Consider the following 15,404-nt stretch of genomic DNA (forward strand, 5'->3'; position numbering starts at 1 on the left):
AGGTCATGCAAAGTGTCTCACGCATCATTTGCCTGGCTCTTTTTGCATCATTAACATTTGTTACATTCTTGAGGCCAACCCAGGAAGGCGCACAGCTCCTCACTTCGAGCCAGTGCGTCTTTGCGGCCCAGTGCTATCAGTTCACGGGTATAGCCTTGCTCAAACAGCAGGTAGCTGGCCAGCGCGCCGTCACGCATGGGGTTGCCCGTGCCTGCGCGCACGCCCAGCGTGGCCAGCAGGGTGCGCACCGGCCGCGGCAGCTTGTCGATGTGGCGCGTGGCAATATCGTCGATGCGCTCGCTGGGGGTGATGGCCAGTACCTCGATAGGGCGCAGCCGGCTGTGAATGCGCTCGGCCGGTGAAATCAGGCTCAGCGTGTGATTGATGCGTTCAGCACGCTCTATGTCCACAGCCAGCGTGTCCAGAAAAATGCTGGACAGCGCGTGCCCGGCCACCTGGGCCAGTGTGGGATAGCTGGCATCGACCTGCGGCTGGCTGCTCACGGGCTCGTGGCGTCTGCCCGCTCCGACGACCAGCAGTTTGCTGGCGCCCAGATGAATCGCTGGTGCCAGGGGCGCAGTCTGGCGCATGGAGCCGTCGCCGAAATGCTCGAGATGTCCGTCCATGGGCAGCGGCATGGCTGGAAATATGAAGGGCAGGGCCGACGAGGCCAGCAGGTGATCGGCGGTCAGCAGGGTCTGCACGGCCTTGCGCTGGTCGCGCACCCAGGGGCTCAAGGCCTCGCGAGTCTGAAAGAAAGTGATGTGCTGACCGCTGCTGTAGCTGGATGCGGTAATGGCCAGGGCGTGCAGATGACCGCTGTCGATGAGTTGTGGGATGCGCTCGAAAGGCATGAGGCCGCTGTTCATCAGGGTTTTGAGCGGAGCATTGTCCAGCAGCGAGCGCGGGCGCATGCGGCTCCAGCGGGCCAGCGCCCAGCCCAGCGACAACAGCGTCAGCCAGCGTGCGCCGCTGCGCAGCACGCTGAGCGAGTCGGCCTTGTAGATTTGCTCGGTATGCATATGGCCCCAGACATGCAGCATGCGCCGCACTGCGCTGTCAAAGGCATCGGCATGGCAAGCCAGGGCTGCGACATTGATGGCGCCTGCCGATGTGCCTGCAAGCACTGGAAAGGGATTGGGGCCATGCTGCAGACCGCGAGCGCGGCGCAGCTCGGCGATGGCGGCCAGCACGCCGACCTGGTAGGCAGCCCGGGCGCCGCCGCCGCTGAGCAACAGGCCGGTCTGCCCGATGCTGGAGCTAGGGCCTATGGAGCTCTGCCGCTCTGCTTCGGCAAGACTGGGTGGGAGGGTGGGAGAGAACTGCACTGCCGCCATGGCTGCAGTGTGCCCGGATTGGGCCGCGGGCGGTAGGTGGGCCGGGTCATCGAGCGGGCCGGCGGCGGCCCTGGTGACAGTCTGCGGCGGCCGTCAGCTCTTTTTCTGGTTCTTGGCAATCAGCGTGGCGATGGACTTGGCATCCAGCACCACCAATTGATTCTGCGCGGCCCAGCTGGCGGCATTTTCGCCCAGAGGCTGCAGAGCCACGTAAACGCAGAGATCGGCTTTCAGCTTGTGTTGTGCGGCCTGCAGCTCGCGCAGCGGCTCCACGCCATGGGCGGCGGCTTTCCAGCGGCGCGCGCCGACCACGCTGGTCTGGCCGTTGCGCGTCAGCAGCAGGTCGGCGCCGGCCTGGTTCAGGCGCTGAACCTCATAGCCTTCGGCTTGCCAGGCTGTCTGCAACTGTGCGCTGAAGTCGGCCCAGGACTGCTCGGCGATCACCTGCTGAATCTGCTCCAGCCTGGCCGGGCTGGGGGCTCGCAGCTGCTTGTAGCAGGCAATGCAGCCGACGACGAAGAACGGGAAGGCTCCCAAAGCGGCAAAAGGCGAAATGTCCTTGGGGAACACCGCCAGCGACACCAGCACCACCGCAGCGCAGATCGCAAAGCTGATCCACCAGCGTGAGCGCATCAGGACTGCAAACAGGGAATTTTCGGCCATCTTCAATTTCACGGGCTGTCTCTCAAATCTTGGGCAAAGGGCTGCATTGTCTCCTGTGCACAGGGGTTGGACAGCTTCGCTAGACTATCCCTCATTGAAGAAACCTCTGGAAAACTAAATCCAATGGCTGTTACAGAACAAGCGCTTCTGAGCGCGCTGGCCACCGTGCTTGATCCGCACACTGGCAAGGACTTTGTGAGCACGCGCGCCCTGCGCAATCTGCAGATTGCCGGTGACGACGTCTCGTTCGATGTGGAGATGGGCTATCCGGCCCAGAGCCTGCAGCCTGCCCTGCGCAGCCAGTTCATCGCTGCGGCCAGGACTGTGGCTGGCGTGGGCAATGTCTCGGTCAACATCACCACCAAGGTGGCCTCGCATGCCGTGCAGCGTGGCGTGCAGTTGCTGCCCGGCGTGAAGAACATCATCGCCATCTCGTCCGGCAAGGGCGGCGTGGGCAAGAGCACGACCACGGCCAATCTGGCGCTGGCGCTGGCCGCCGAAGGTGCCCGCGTGGGCATTCTGGATGCCGACATCTACGGCCCCAGCCAGCCCATGATGATGGGTGTTTCGGGCAAGCCCGAAAGCCATGACGGCAAGACCATGGAGCCGCTGGAGAACCATGGCGTGCAGGTCATGTCCATCGGTCTGCTGGTCAACAATGACCAGGCCATGATCTGGCGCGGCCCCATGGCCACCCAGGCGCTGGAGCAGATGCTGCGCCAGACCAACTGGAAGGATCTGGACTATCTGCTGGTCGACATGCCGCCTGGAACCGGTGACATCCAGCTGACGCTGTCCCAGCGCGTGCCCATGACGGGTGCCGTGGTGGTGACCACGCCCCAGGACATCGCCCTGATCGATGCCAAGAAGGGCATTCAGATGTTCGAGAAGGTCGGCGTGCCGATTCTCGGCCTGGTCGAAAACATGGCCGCCCATGTCTGCACCAACTGCGGACATGTCGAACATATCTTTGGCGCCGACGGCGGCAAGAAGATGGCAGGCGAGCAGAACATCGACTATCTGGGGGCGCTTCCCCTGTCGCTGCAGATCCGTCTGCAGGCCGACAGCGGCAAGCCCACGGTGGTGGCCGAGCCCGAGAGCGAAGCCGCACAGGTCTACAAAAAGGTGGCGCGCGATCTGGCTGTGAAGGTGGCACTCAAGGCCAAGGACTTCTCCAGCAAGTTCCCCACGATCACGGTCAGCAGCAATACCTGATGAACCTTCTGACCTCCATGCGTTATCTGGTGGCGCTCAATGAGCACCACCATTTCGCAAGGGCGGCGCAGGCCTGTCATGTAACGCAGCCTGCACTATCCAATGCGCTCAAGGCGCTGGAGGATGAGTTCGGTGCCGTCATCGTGCGCAGGGGGCGGTCGTTTGCGGGTTTCACGCCCGAGGGCGAGCAGGTGCTGACTACGGCCCTGGCCATGCTGCGCGCAGAGGAAAGTTTGCGCCAGGAACTGAGTGCTGCCGCAGGAGCACTGCGCGGCCAGTTGCGCATGGCAGCCGTGCCAACGGCTATGCCCATGCTCACGCGCTTCGCAGCCATGCTGCGTCAGCGGCATCCCGGCATCATGCCCGTGGTGCTGTCCATGAGTTCGGCCGAGATAGAAACCGGACTCGAGGATCTGTCCCTGGACCTGGCTTTGGGATACAGCGCCAGACTGCCGCGGCGTGGCCCGCGCCTGCAGTCCTGGCTGCAGTACCAGGAACATTACTATCTGCTGTGCCGGGATACACAGTGCGACAGCCGCCCCTTTGCTTTTGGGCCCGAAATCGCCTGGAGCGAGGTGGCAGCCCTACCGCTTTGCCTGCTCACGCCCGACATGCACAACCGCACGGTAATCGACGAGGCCTTCGCTACCGTGCAGCGCGAGGTGCTGCCCGCCATGGAAACGAATTCCGTGCTGAGCCTGGTCATGGCCGTGGCCGAGAGTATCCCAGGGGATGGAGGTGCCATGGTCACCGTGCTGCCAGGCGCCATGGTGGCCACGGTGCGTCACATGCCGGGTCTGATCGCACGGCCGCTGCGATCGCCCGAGCTGGTCACTCCTATAGGCTTCATGACTCAACAGGGTATGGCGCCCACGCGGGCTCTGTTGGCAGCGCTGGAGCTGCAGGCTGATGCCGAGTGGCGCTTGCAGTGCCTGCGGCACGCGGGTGCTCTGAAGGAGTAAACGTGATCAGGCGGGCCTGTCCTGTCCGCATGGGGGCGTGGCGTGGAGCACGGCACGCACCGCATCGGGTGTGAACGGGGCCGCATAGAACCGCCGGCCCGTGGCATCGAACAATGCATTGGCCAGGGCGGCGGGTCCTGGCACCGAGGTTGATTCGCCTGCGCCCATGGGTGGTTCCTCCTGGCGGGGCATTAGCACCACTTCGATGGGCGGCAGATCGCGGAAGCCGATGATGGGGTAGCCACCCCATTCGCGGCTGGCCACGCCATGGTCGTTGAAAGCCACCTTTTCCATCAGGCTGCGGCTCAGCGTCTGTATGACGTTGCCGTGGATCTGATGACGTACGCCATCGGGATTGACCATCATTCCCGTGTCCTGGCCCACGACTAGGCGTTGCACGGCGATGCGTCCGCTGGTGGGGTCCACGGTGATGTCGATGACCCAGGCGGCCCAGGCTGCACCAAAGCCGGGAAAGCGGCTGTGGATGTAGCGCGCATAGGCCACGCCGCGCCCGTGCAGCATGCCGTCGGCGCCGGGCCGGCCCCGGCTTCCCGTGTGATTTTGCTGCCAACCTGCGTGGTGGGCCGTGGCCTCGATCAGCTCGATGGCGCGCGTGTCGTCCAGATTGCGAACGCGGTAGTCCACGGGGTCTGCATTGGCTGCATGGGCCAGCTCGTCGATCATGCAGTCATGGGCAAAGGAGTTGGGTAGGGCCGAGACGCCGCGCAGCCAGGACGAACGCACGATGGGCGCCATGTCATGGCAGGTGATGCGCTGACTGGCGTAGCGGTAGGGCGGCACGGCCGTGCGGTCGCCCATCTCCAGCGTGCGCGGCTGGCCCGGGATGCGGCCCGTGAGCAGCAGGGCCAGCAGTGGTGCGTCGTTGGATGGGTAGCGCACGGAAAAGTCGTAGGCCTGCAGTTCGCCCCGGGCGTCGATGGCCGCGCTCACGTCCATGAGCTGGGCTGTGCCCTTGGGTTCCCACTGGTGTTCCTGCTCGCGTGTGAGCTGCACGCGCACTGGCGCACCCACGGCCATGGACAGCAGGGCGGCGTCGGCGCAGACATCGTCGGCGCAGTTGCGGCCATAGCAGCCTGCGGCTTCCAGGCGAACGATCTCGATGCGCTCTTCGCTCAGTTGCAGCAGTCGGTCCAGGTCGGTGCGCAGCATGTGGGGGTTCTGCGTGCCTGCCCAGAGCTTGAGCCGGCCCTCGCTGAAATCTGCCACGGCGCAGGATGGGCCAATGGATGCATGCATCTGGTAGGGCCAGACATAGCTGCGGCGCAGCACGGTGGTTGCGCCGGCGAAGGCGTCATCCACCGGGCCCTGATCGACCAGGGCGCGCTGCTGGGCCGGATTGGCGCGGATGGCCGAGGTGAGGTCGGACAGATCTGGCGCGGCCGGCACGGCCTTCCATTGCACGCGCAGCGCGCGCATGGCGGCAATGGCCTGTTCCTCGCGGTCAGCGACCACGCCGACAAAATCGCCTTCGGTGACGACCTGCACATTGCCGGGCAGGTGTGCCACGGAGTCGTGGTTCACGGTCACCAGGCAGCGGCCGATGAAGTCGCCGCCGTCGCGGCCCGGATGCGGTGGGCGGATCACGCGGCCATGGCGCATGCCCGGCACGCGCACATCGTGGACAAAGCTGAGCTCGCCCGTGGCCTTGGCGGGAATGTCCACGCGCGCTGCGCCTCGGCCCACCAGCCGGTAGTCGCTGGCAGGCTTTAGCTTCACATCCTGCTCGGAGGGCGCCAGTTGCAGCTGCAGTTGCTGGCCGCGCAGCAGCTCGCCATAGTCGAGCTGGCGGGCATCGCTGCCATCGGCAAAGCGCACCAGGCCTTCGCGCGCCTGCAGATGGTCTGCGGCCACATTCCATTGACGTGCAGCAAGCGCGAGCAGTTGCTCGCGCGCCTGGGCGGCCGCGCGGCGCAACGGCACGGCCGAGATCTGGATGCTGGCACTGGCAATGGTCGGCCCCTGGTTGGGGGCGGCAGCCGTATGACCCAGCACCATGTCCAGGCGGTCCAGCGGCACTTCCAGTTCCTCGGCCACGATCTGCGCCAGCGCCGTGCGTATGCCCGTGCCCAGGTCCACATGGCCATTGAAGGCCAGGGTGCGCCAGCCCTGCGGTGCATCTTCGTCGGCCAGCACGGCAACGAAGATTTCGGGGGTGGACTGCACGTAGTCGGTGGCCGTGCCGGGCTGGCCGGGCGCAGGGCGCGGCGGCGCCACTGGCTGGCGCACCACGAGCAGGGTGTCGGCGCGCGTGAGCAGCTGCGCGTGCAGGGCTTGGGGCTGGGGCAGGTTCATGGGGTGGTGTTCTTCGCTGGCAGGCCATGCAGGCATGCCGGGTGCATGTTATGCACTCTGGGGCCTGCTGTGCAGGGCCGGCACCATAGGCACGTTGGCGCGGTGGGATCAGCCTGCGGCGAGAGCGTCGGTATCGGCGATGGCTTGACTCAGCGGCATCACCGCCGCGTACTTCTGGGCCATGTCGAACAGGTTGGCCTCGTGCGGGCCCTGGGCGCGGTCGCCGCAGCAGTCGGTCACCACCAGCGGGCGAAAGCCCGACTGCATGGCATCGACCACGCTGGCTCGCACGCAGCCGCTGGTCACGCAGCCAGCCACCACCAGGGTCTGCACGCCGCGCTGGGCCAGCCAGGGCGCGAGCATGGTGCCGAAGAAGGCCGATGGCGTGCTCTTGCGCACCACGTACTCGCCCGTTGCGGGGGCTAGCTCGGGGACGATGGCGCTCTCATGGCTGTCTTCCTTGAGTGTCAGCATGCCCGGCACCTTCAGGCAGAAGATGTTGTGGTCGGCATCGTCGTCCGAGAACACGATGCGGCTGTGGGCCACGGGCCAGCCGCGATCGCGCGCATGGGTCAGCAGCTGCTGCGTCTGGGCGATGGCTTCGGGGATGTTGCCCCCGCCGAATACGGTCGGGTCGGCAAAGCCGTTGACGAAGTCGATGATGAGTAGGCCGAAGGGCGCCTTCAGCGGCAGCGGCGTGCCGAAGCCCTGGCGGGCGTAGGCAGAGATGTCGCCCTGCACGCCCTCGGTGGGGATGCTCTGGGTGCCGGTGGTCGGCAAGGTGGTGGCTGTCATGCGATGTCCTTTCCAAGCTTGAACCTTTTGGCGGCGCGCGCCAGTCCTTCCTCGTCCTGCACCACGCCGTGAATGACTGTGGGCATGCCGTCCAGGGTCACCGTGCAATGGCGCATGGGAATGTCGATGTGGCAGGCCGTAGTACGACTACCCCCTGCCTCGTTGTTGGGGCCCATGGACCACAGGAAGTTGCCCTCGAAGGCACGCGCGTCCATGCCGATGTGGGTTTCCTTGTTGTAGTGGGCCAGCATGGACCAGTGGGCGCGTGGCTGCAGGCCCCAGCCGATGTGCGAGACGGCATAGGCCTCGGGGTCCTCGTAGGAGGCCATGTACTCCTTGAGGATGTTCGCCTGAAGGCCGCCGCCGATGCGCGTGACATAGCCCTTTTCGATGACCAACTCGATGGGCTCGGTCACGTAGTCCTTCATGGGCAGAAGGATGTCGCCCCGGTCCAGGATCACACGGCCGTTGCTTTCGCCCTCGTCGGGCCAGGTCAGCACGAAACCGCTGGGCCAATGGTCCCAGCGGCCGGGCTGATCCACGAAGCCGTATTCGCAGATGGCGGGGAAGCTGCCCAGGCGGCAGCGCAGGTCGGTTCCCGCAGCTGAGCTAATGTGCATCTGCCCGGCCGCCTCGATGCGCTTGGACGCGGCCTGCACGCGCGCGCGGTCGCCCTCGGTGGGCACCATGCGGCACAGCACCTCGGGCGGCTCCACAGCCAGCAGGATCTTGGTGCCGGTCTGCAGGATCTCGTGCTGCTCGGGTGAGAACAGCAGGGTCATCAGGTCCAGCACCAGGTCGCTGGCCTTGAGTGCGGCGATGGCGGCGGGGTTGCCGGTCAGCGGAGTCGTGCCCAGGTAGGCCAGGGAGTCGCGGCTCAGCGACTTTTCGGCGTTGACGGGCGGCAAGTCCAGGCGATTGACGCGTGCGCCCATTTCGCTGGAGGCAGCGATGGCGCAGCGCAGCGTCTGCGGGTGCGTGTCGGCGCCCGTGAGCACGGTGACGGTCTGGCCGGCTTCGAGACGGGACAGCGTGAGCACCTGCTTCCAGGCGTGGATCAGATCGATATCGCTGACGGACATGGTCGGCTCCTTGGTGTCGCGATGAAAGGGAAGGGGCGGCGGGCGGGCATTCAGTCCACCCGTGCACCCAGGAAATCGCCCAGGGCCTCATAGAACCCGGCCTCGTTGTCCCAGGGAATCATGTGGCCGGCAGCGGGTACGCGCACATGCTCGGTCTGGGGTGCCAGGCCCTGCCACTCAGTCACGTCCTCACCGCGTACCACGTCGCCGCGCTCGGCCGTGACCAGCAGCAGCGGGTGCAGGATGCGAGGCAGATCGGCATGGATGTCGTCGCGGCCGAAGTCCTCGAAGCTCTGCACGATGGCAGGCTCATGGCAGGTGTGCAGCCATTGGGCACGCAACTGGCGCTGCTCTTCTGTCCAGGTGGGGCAGAAGGCGCGCATGGCTTCGGCGTCCATGCCCAACGTGGCCTGGCGGATGGAGTCCACATACCAGGGCAGGGTGGCCGGGTAGGCGCGGCGGCCCGGGCCGGACACCGGCGGATCGACGATGACCAGGCGCGTGAGCCCGGTCGGCTGGCTGCGCGCGGCGCGCACGGCAATACGTCCGCCCATGGAGTGGCCGACCAACGCCCAGCGCGGCAGTCCCAGAGCCTGGGCGAAGGCGGTCACGTCGGCGGCCTGGGCATCGAGTCCATAGTCCAGGCCCGGGCCGGATGAGGACAAGCCACGGCCGCGCACGTCCAGCACATAGGTGTCGAACTGGCGGCCCAGGTGCTCGGCCACGAAGCCCCATGTCACGGCCGGGCTGGTGATGCCGGGGATCAGGATGACGGCGTCGCGTTGCGCGCGCTCGCCGTCGGCGCCGCCGTAGCGCAGATAGTGCTGGCGTATGCCGTTGGAGTGGACGTTGCCGCCGTAGAGAAGCGTGCTGGTCATGCGGTTTCTCCTTAGGCCTTGGCCGCCGTGTCGTAGGGGTAAGCACCCGACAGCAGCGCACCTGCGCCCGGTACCACGGGGTCGAGGCCTAGCTCCTTGAGGATGGCGTAGGTGGTGGCGATGGAGGCGGTCAGCACGGGTTTGCCGGTTTCGGCCTCGACCTGGGCCACGGCCGGCAGCGAGGGCATTTGCACGCAGGCCGACAGCACGATCACGTCGGCGTCGGCGTAGTTCATGTCCGCCACGATGCCGGGTAGTTTGGAGGGGTCGTGGCGGCCCACGTCGAGGTTGTCGGGGATTTCCAGCGCACGCCAGTCCACCACCTCGAAGCCTTCGGCGGCGATGTAGTTCTTGACCAGCTCGGTCAGGGGGACCATGTAGGGGGCGACCAGGGCGATCTTCTTGGCGCCCATGACCTTCAGCGCCTCCACCAGCGCACCCGCGCTGGTTATTACGGGCGCGGTGGCGCCGTTGCTGGCCGTGCGCTCGGTCAGTCGGGCCTGCGAGACGCGGTGGTAGCCGTGGCCCATGGCCATGATGGCCACGAGGCAGGCATAACCCAGAACGTCCACGCGCGCATCGCTCAGCTCCAGTGCGCAGCGGTCGCTTTCGGCATCCATGGCGGCCAGTTCTTCCTTCACCACTTTCTTCATGCGCATGCGGCTGGAGTGGAAGGTGAAGCGGTCCTGGGGGCGCAGCGTGGAATGGGCCTGCAGCATGGCCGGCACTTCGGTCTCCATGGTGGTGTTGGAGCTGGGGACGATCTGGCCGATGCGGAACGTTTGGGTCATGACTTGCCTTTGCAGAGTTTTGAGGGTTTCTGATCAGAGTTAAATGAGTGTGTACGCTTTATTCTTGCAAAAGATATGCCGACTTGCAAATGAGATTTTTCTCGGTGTTTGTACTTATTTGGTGCGAAATTTGCACCAAAAATGTTGAATTCCAATTTATTCTGCCGCTCCATGGTGCATACGTGATTTTGGAAATTTAAGCGCATACACCTGAATTAAATGTTTTGTTGCCTGGCACGCTTCCTGCTCTCAAGCATTTATGGACGCGCCGAAGCAACGGTTGCCCCGTCTGGCTTTCAACATTCCTGCAAGGAGAAAAACTGTGTCCCAATCCCCTCGAATCGCCGTTGTCGGTGCCGGTCTCGGCGGGGCCGCTGCTGCCAAGCTGCTGCTCCAGGAAGGCTTCAATGTCCGCGTCTATGAGCAGGCGCCCAGCTTCTCTCGTCTGGGAGCCGGCATCCACGTCGGTCCCAATGTGATGAAGATCCTGCGTCGCATCGGCATTGAGGACGCGCTCAACGAGCAGGGCTCCCACCCAGACTACTGGTACAGCCGCCACTGGCAGACGGGCGACGTGCTGGCCCAGATCCCGCTGGGCGACTACGCCGTCAAGGAATACGGCGCCAGCTACCTCACCGTGCACCGCGGCGACTTTCATGCGCTGCTGATCGAGGCCTTGCCCGACAGCGTGATGGCCTATGGCAAGTTCCTGACCAAGGTGGAGGATCGGGGCAATGTGGTGCTCATGCACTTCGCGGATGGCTCGACCGAAGAGGCCGACATCGTCATCGGTGCCGATGGCGTGAACTCCCGCATCCGCGAAGAGCTGCTGGGCCCCGAGCTGCCCAAGTACGCCGGCTACCTGGCCCATCGCGCCGTATTCCCCACGCCCGAAGTCAAGGCCGGCATGCTGCCCTTCGATGCCTGCGTGAAGTGGTGGAGCGATGACCGCCACATGATGACCTACTTCGTCACCGGCAAGGCCGACGAGCTGTACTACGTGACCGGCGTTCCGGTCGAAAAGTGGGACCTCGACGACCGCTGGCTGCCCAGCAGCAAGGAAGAGATGCGCGAGGCCTTCTCGGGCTGGCACCCTACGGTGCAGGCGCTGATCGACGCCACCGTGGAAGTGACCAAATGGTCGCTGCTGGAGCGCGACCCGCTGCCGCTGTGGAGCCGTGGTCGTCTGGTGCTGCTGGGTGATGCCTGCCATCCCATGAAGCCCCACATGGCCCAGGGCGCGGCCATGGCCATCGAGGACGGCGCCATGCTGGCGCGCTGCCTCAAGGAAGTCGGTGCGCACAACCATGAGCTGGCCTTCGCGCTGTATGAGGCCAACCGTGCCGAGCGCGCCAGCAAGGTGCAGCGCATCTCGCACGACAACACCTGGCTGCGCACCAACGAAGATCCGTCCTGGTGCTTCGGCTACGACGTGTTCAACGTGCCCCTGGTCGAACCCAGGGTCAAGGCCGCTGCCTGATACTCGCTGCCCTGCCGGACAGGGGGTAGATATCCCTCTCCCGTCTGGCAGCAGAACGCCGACATCCTGAACCGCAGTTGCAAGAGCCTCGTCCCATGGGAATCCCAGTTCATTCAAGCAGTCCCTCTCACCTCATCCTCCTGCAGGTCAATGCACGCGCATGCGAGGTGCCGGCCGCGCCAGGGACGGCGCTGCTGCATGTGCTGCGCAATGACCTGGAGCTGAACGGGCCCAAATACGGCTGCGGCCTGGGTGAGTGCGGCGCCTGCACGGTGCTGATCGACGGTGTGGCCGCGCGTTCCTGCGTGATTCCCGTGAAGGCGGCAGTGGGCCGAGAAGTGACCACGCTGGAAGGCCTGGGATCGCGCCAGTGTCCGGGCACCACGCAGCAGGCCTTCATTGACTGTCAGGCCGCCCAGTGTGGCTACTGTCTCAATGGCATGATCATGACGGTGGAGGCCTTGTTGCGTCGCAACCCGAACCCCACCGAGCAGGAGCTGCGCAACGAGCTGCACCACAACCTGTGCCGCTGCGGCACGCATGTGGAAATCATGCAGGCGGCCCTGCGCGCCGTGCAGCTGCGTGCGGAACGGGCCGCGCTGCAGGCGCCCTCCGGCGTTCCATCTTCAAGTGCGGGCGGGGTCCAGCCATGAACACGGCCAACACCCCCCCCGCCCTGCCTTCCGACCTGCTGCATGGCCTGGCGCTGCGCCCACCTGTCGCGGCCTGGGACGGGCTGCGCTACCAAGGCAGCGTGCCCGCCCATGCGTGGCTGGACCAGGCGCAGGCCATGACCGGCGTGGTGGCCGCCGTGCAGCGCGAGCATTTTCTGGGCGTGGTTGCCGTGGCGCTCGTCCATGCGCGGCAGGCGCTTGCCAGCCTGGTGCCTGTATGGAAGGACGGGCAGGCGGCCTTGTCGGCTCGCCCCGTCTCTCACGCCTCCAGATCGCAGGAATCGCACGAGTCGATCGATACCGGTCGCTACGTCTGGCGCATGGCCGATGTGAGCGCTGGTTCCGGCACGGCACGCGTGGCCGCGTGGAGCCTGGACGGTCATATCAGCCTCTGGCTGCCGCCGTGTGAAGCCGACGTACGCCAGATGATCGGCCGTGAACTGACCACGCTGCTGCAATGCCCAGAATCCGCGCTGAGGCTGTTCAGCATGCCTGCCATGGGCCCTGGCAGCGTGCATCCGCTGGACCTCATGGATGCAGCCGCCGATGCGGCCCTGCTGTCCCATGCCGTGGGCCGGCCCGTCAGCGTGGCCTGCGAGGCAGGGGCCGCGGGTACAGGCGGTAGCCGCGAGCTGGTGCTGCGCGTGGATGCGCAGGCTTCGCAGGCGCTTGAAGCCGGCACGATGGTGCAGGCCCATGAAGGCAATGCATCGCCGCAGCCCGACCTGCTGCTGTCCGACTCCCCCTGGGCCGTGCGCCCCAGCATGGCGCGCCTGCTGAGCCAGCCCGGTTTGACGCGAGCCGTCGCTCTGGCCACCGTGCTCGATGCCGGCGAAGTGCGCGAGCGCAAGGTGGTCGCCAGTCTGCGGCATGCCGGTGTCGACGATCTGAATGCCGCCCAAGTCTTTGCCCATGAAAGCCATTGGCATGAGCAGGCCCTGGGTCTGGGGCATGACCCACTGCAGTGGCGCCTGCAGCATTTGCCCGAAGGCCCGGTGCGCGATCTCGCGCAGCAGGTGGCCGAGCGTGCGCAGGTATCACCGCAAGACGACATTCCGCAAGACACCGATGGCCGCCTGCTGGGTCGAGGCTTTGCCACTGCCCAGCTGCAGACTCTGGATGCTCAGGGCGCCGACCTGCATGCATGGAGCGCCTGGGTGGCCGAGGTGGCCGTGCATCCGCTCACCGGCGAGATTGAGGTGACCCGAGTGGTGGCCGGCCATGACAGTCGCAGTCTACAAGCGGCCCAGGCGGCCAGTACGCGACCCGAAATCGTGCAGCAGGACCCGCAGTTGCTGGCCGATGCGCGCCGGTTGCTGAGCACGGCTCCCGCCTTCGACGACTGGACTGGTTCCGTCGCTTCCGCTACTGGTTTCGATGTGATCGCCAAACCTGGTTCCGATCTGGCGGAGCATGCGCGCGGCGATGTCGGACCCATCCGTCAGGGTGGTCTGGCGCTGGACGGGGTGGCCACGCTGCCCGCCGCCGCCGCCATTGCCAACGCCATCCACCATGCAACGGGCGTGCGCCTGCGCGAAGTGCCCTTTCGGCCCGAACAACTGCGCCTGGCGCTGGCCGGCGAGGGCGCGGGCAAATCATCCATTGCAAAGTCCGGTCGTGGCTGGGGCTGGCTGGCTGCAGGTGCTGCGGGCCTTGTCGGCATGGCTGCCATGGGCTGGCCGCTGAAACCGGCTCTGCCGCTGACCGACGGGCCCGACGTCTCTCTTTATTCGCCCCAGGCCCTGGAGCGCGGCCGCCTGGTGGCTGCCGCGGGCGACTGTGTGGTCTGCCATACGGCGCCGGGTGGTGCCTCCAATGCGGGAGGCTTGGGGCTGGAGACGCCGTTCGGCACCATTTACTCCACCAACATCACGCCCGACAACGAAACAGGCATCGGCCGCTGGTCTTATGCAGCCTTCGAGCGCGCGATGCGCCACGGCATCCACCAGGATGGACGTCAGCTGTATCCGGCATTCCCGTACACGGCCTTCGCCAAGCTCAGCGATGGTGACCTGCAGGCCCTATATGGCTATCTGATGTCCCAGCCCGCCGTGAAGGCCAAGGCCTCCGAGACGCAACTGGCCTTTCCCTACAACCTGCGCCCGGCCATGGCCGGCTGGAATCTGCTGTTCCACGACGCCACGCCCTTCAAGGCCGACCCCGCGCGCAGCGCCGAATGGAACCGGGGGGCCTATCTGGTCGAGGGCGCGGGCCATTGCGCGGCCTGCCACTCGCCGCGCAATGCGCTGGGGGCCGAAAAGAGCGGCATCCGCTATCTGGGCGGCGGCGAGGCCGAAGGCTGGAGCGCCCCTGCGCTCAACCAGCTGGCCGGCGGCAAGCTGCCCTGGAGTCGCGAGGAGCTGTACCAGTACCTGCGCACGGGCTTCTCGGCCCGCCATGGCGTGGCGGCGGGGCCCATGGCGCCCGTCATCCACGGCTTGGCCCAGTTGCCTGAAGCCGATGTGCGCGCCATGGCCACGTATCTGATGGAACTGCCGGGCCAGGCTGCACAGGATGCGCAGACCGCACCGTCCCAGGCTGCGCCCGTCGCTCCTCTGACTACAACTGTGGCCGCCCCCGTGGCCACGCCGGCCCCGGCGATGGAGCGCCAGGTCAACGGCGAGCGCATCTACCAGAACGCCTGCGCGGTCTGCCATGAGGCGGGCAGCGGGCCCACACTGTTCGGCGTCAAGCCTCTGCTAGCCCTGAATACCAACCTGCATGCCGCAAGCCCGGACAACCTGCTCCAGGTCGTCCTGAACGGTATCCAGACACCCGCCGACGATGCGCTGGGCTATATGCCCGGCTTCAGGGACAGCCTGGACGACAGGCAGATTGCGGACCTGATCGGATATTTGCGTCAACGATTTGCACCGGAGGAAAAAGCTTGGCCAGACGATACGAAGACGATTAAGCGGCTGCGAGCGCAGGTGCAGGCGCATGCGCCCTAGGGGCTGCAGCGGGCGGCGGCATGGGCGATGCCGCGGACATGGATCTCTTGCCCTGGAGTCTCTCCAGGGGCCGGGTCCGGACATCTGATGCTGGGGACAGGGGATGGACAGCCACGGACGGGCTATCGCTATGCCGACCGTACGGAATGTACCCATCGCCTGGATGCAGATACCGACATCTGGAATCTTTTTCATCGGTCCATGGAAATGGCGCCGAGGGAGGGGGTCGCTCTGGATGTGTGATGGGTGGAAAGCGCTGCACG

At 65.8% G+C, this 15,404-nt stretch carries 12 protein-coding genes; 5 read left to right on the forward strand and 7 right to left on the reverse strand.

All coding sequences use genetic code 11. The features are described 5' to 3' along the window. Positions 1 to 50 precede the first annotated feature (50 nt). Both EIC84_RS21870 and EIC84_RS21875 read right to left on the reverse strand, forming a co-directional pair. A complete protein-coding gene (locus tag EIC84_RS21870; protein ID WP_003065828.1) occupies positions 51 to 1,337 on the reverse strand; it encodes a patatin-like phospholipase family protein in 1,287 nt (428 codons plus the stop codon). A 93-nt stretch (positions 1,338 to 1,430) separates the two neighbouring features. Continuing rightward, positions 1,431 to 2,000 carry a restriction endonuclease gene (locus EIC84_RS21875; protein ID WP_003065830.1) on the reverse strand — a complete coding sequence of 190 codons (570 nt, stop codon included), beginning with the start codon at positions 1,998 to 2,000 and terminating at the stop codon, positions 1,431 to 1,433. Positions 2,001 to 2,123: 123 nt separating this feature from the next. Here EIC84_RS21875 and apbC point away from each other — a divergent pair, with 123 nt between their 5' ends. Further along, a complete protein-coding gene (gene apbC / locus EIC84_RS21880) occupies positions 2,124 to 3,215 on the forward strand; it encodes an iron-sulfur cluster carrier protein ApbC (RefSeq protein ID WP_003065831.1) in 1,092 nt (363 codons plus the stop codon). Beyond that, on the forward strand, positions 3,215 to 4,177 hold the full coding sequence (locus EIC84_RS21885) for a LysR family transcriptional regulator (RefSeq protein WP_003065833.1): 963 nt from the start codon (positions 3,215 to 3,217) through the stop codon (positions 4,175 to 4,177). Before apbC ends, EIC84_RS21885 begins: the two co-directional genes overlap by 1 nt. Before the next feature lie 6 nt (positions 4,178 to 4,183). On the opposite strand, the gene EIC84_RS21890 is transcribed toward EIC84_RS21885, so the two are convergent. From EIC84_RS21890 to EIC84_RS21910, 5 genes are all read right to left on the reverse strand, one after another. Then, complete coding sequence (locus tag EIC84_RS21890; protein WP_003065835.1) at positions 4,184 to 6,490, reverse strand: molybdopterin cofactor-binding domain-containing protein; 2,307 nt, start codon at positions 6,488 to 6,490, stop codon at positions 4,184 to 4,186. Positions 6,491 to 6,598: 108 nt separating this feature from the next. Further along, positions 6,599 to 7,285, reverse strand: a complete 687-nt coding sequence (locus EIC84_RS21895) for an N-carbamoylsarcosine amidohydrolase (protein WP_003065837.1) — start codon at positions 7,283 to 7,285, stop codon at positions 6,599 to 6,601. Next, complete coding sequence (locus tag EIC84_RS21900) at positions 7,282 to 8,367, reverse strand: hypothetical protein (RefSeq protein WP_003065839.1); 1,086 nt, start codon at positions 8,365 to 8,367, stop codon at positions 7,282 to 7,284. The genes EIC84_RS21895 and EIC84_RS21900 overlap by 4 nt, the downstream gene beginning before the upstream one ends. A gap of 50 nt (positions 8,368 to 8,417) precedes the next feature. After that, on the reverse strand, positions 8,418 to 9,245 hold the full coding sequence (locus EIC84_RS21905; protein ID WP_003065841.1) for an alpha/beta fold hydrolase: 828 nt from the start codon (positions 9,243 to 9,245) through the stop codon (positions 8,418 to 8,420). Positions 9,246 to 9,256: 11 nt separating this feature from the next. After that, entirely contained in the window at positions 9,257 to 10,036 is a 780-nt protein-coding gene (locus EIC84_RS21910; protein WP_003065844.1) for an Asp/Glu racemase, read from the reverse strand. 322 nt (positions 10,037 to 10,358) lie between these two features. On the opposite strand from EIC84_RS21910, the gene EIC84_RS21915 reads away from it, so the two are divergent. The 3 genes from EIC84_RS21915 to EIC84_RS21925 all read left to right on the forward strand — a co-directional run bounded on the left by EIC84_RS21915 (position 10,359) and on the right by EIC84_RS21925 (position 15,141). Continuing rightward, positions 10,359 to 11,516 (forward strand): FAD-dependent monooxygenase, encoded by a 1,158-nt coding sequence (locus tag EIC84_RS21915; protein ID WP_003065846.1) that lies wholly within the window; start codon positions 10,359 to 10,361, stop codon positions 11,514 to 11,516. 95 nt (positions 11,517 to 11,611) lie between these two features. Continuing rightward, the gene (locus EIC84_RS21920; RefSeq protein ID WP_034362124.1) at positions 11,612 to 12,169 is read left to right on the forward strand and encodes a (2Fe-2S)-binding protein; all 558 of its coding nucleotides are present in this window, start codon (positions 11,612 to 11,614) and stop codon (positions 12,167 to 12,169) included. Further along, positions 12,166 to 15,141 carry a cytochrome c gene (locus tag EIC84_RS21925; RefSeq protein ID WP_003065850.1) on the forward strand — a complete coding sequence of 992 codons (2,976 nt, stop codon included), beginning with the start codon at positions 12,166 to 12,168 and terminating at the stop codon, positions 15,139 to 15,141. The genes EIC84_RS21920 and EIC84_RS21925 overlap by 4 nt, the downstream gene beginning before the upstream one ends. Positions 15,142 to 15,404: the final 263 nt, after the last annotated feature.

Origin of the sequence: Comamonas sp. A23 (assembly GCF_004522605.1) — a bacterium.
Classification (GTDB): Bacteria; Pseudomonadota; Gammaproteobacteria; order Burkholderiales; family Burkholderiaceae_C; genus Comamonas; species Comamonas thiooxydans.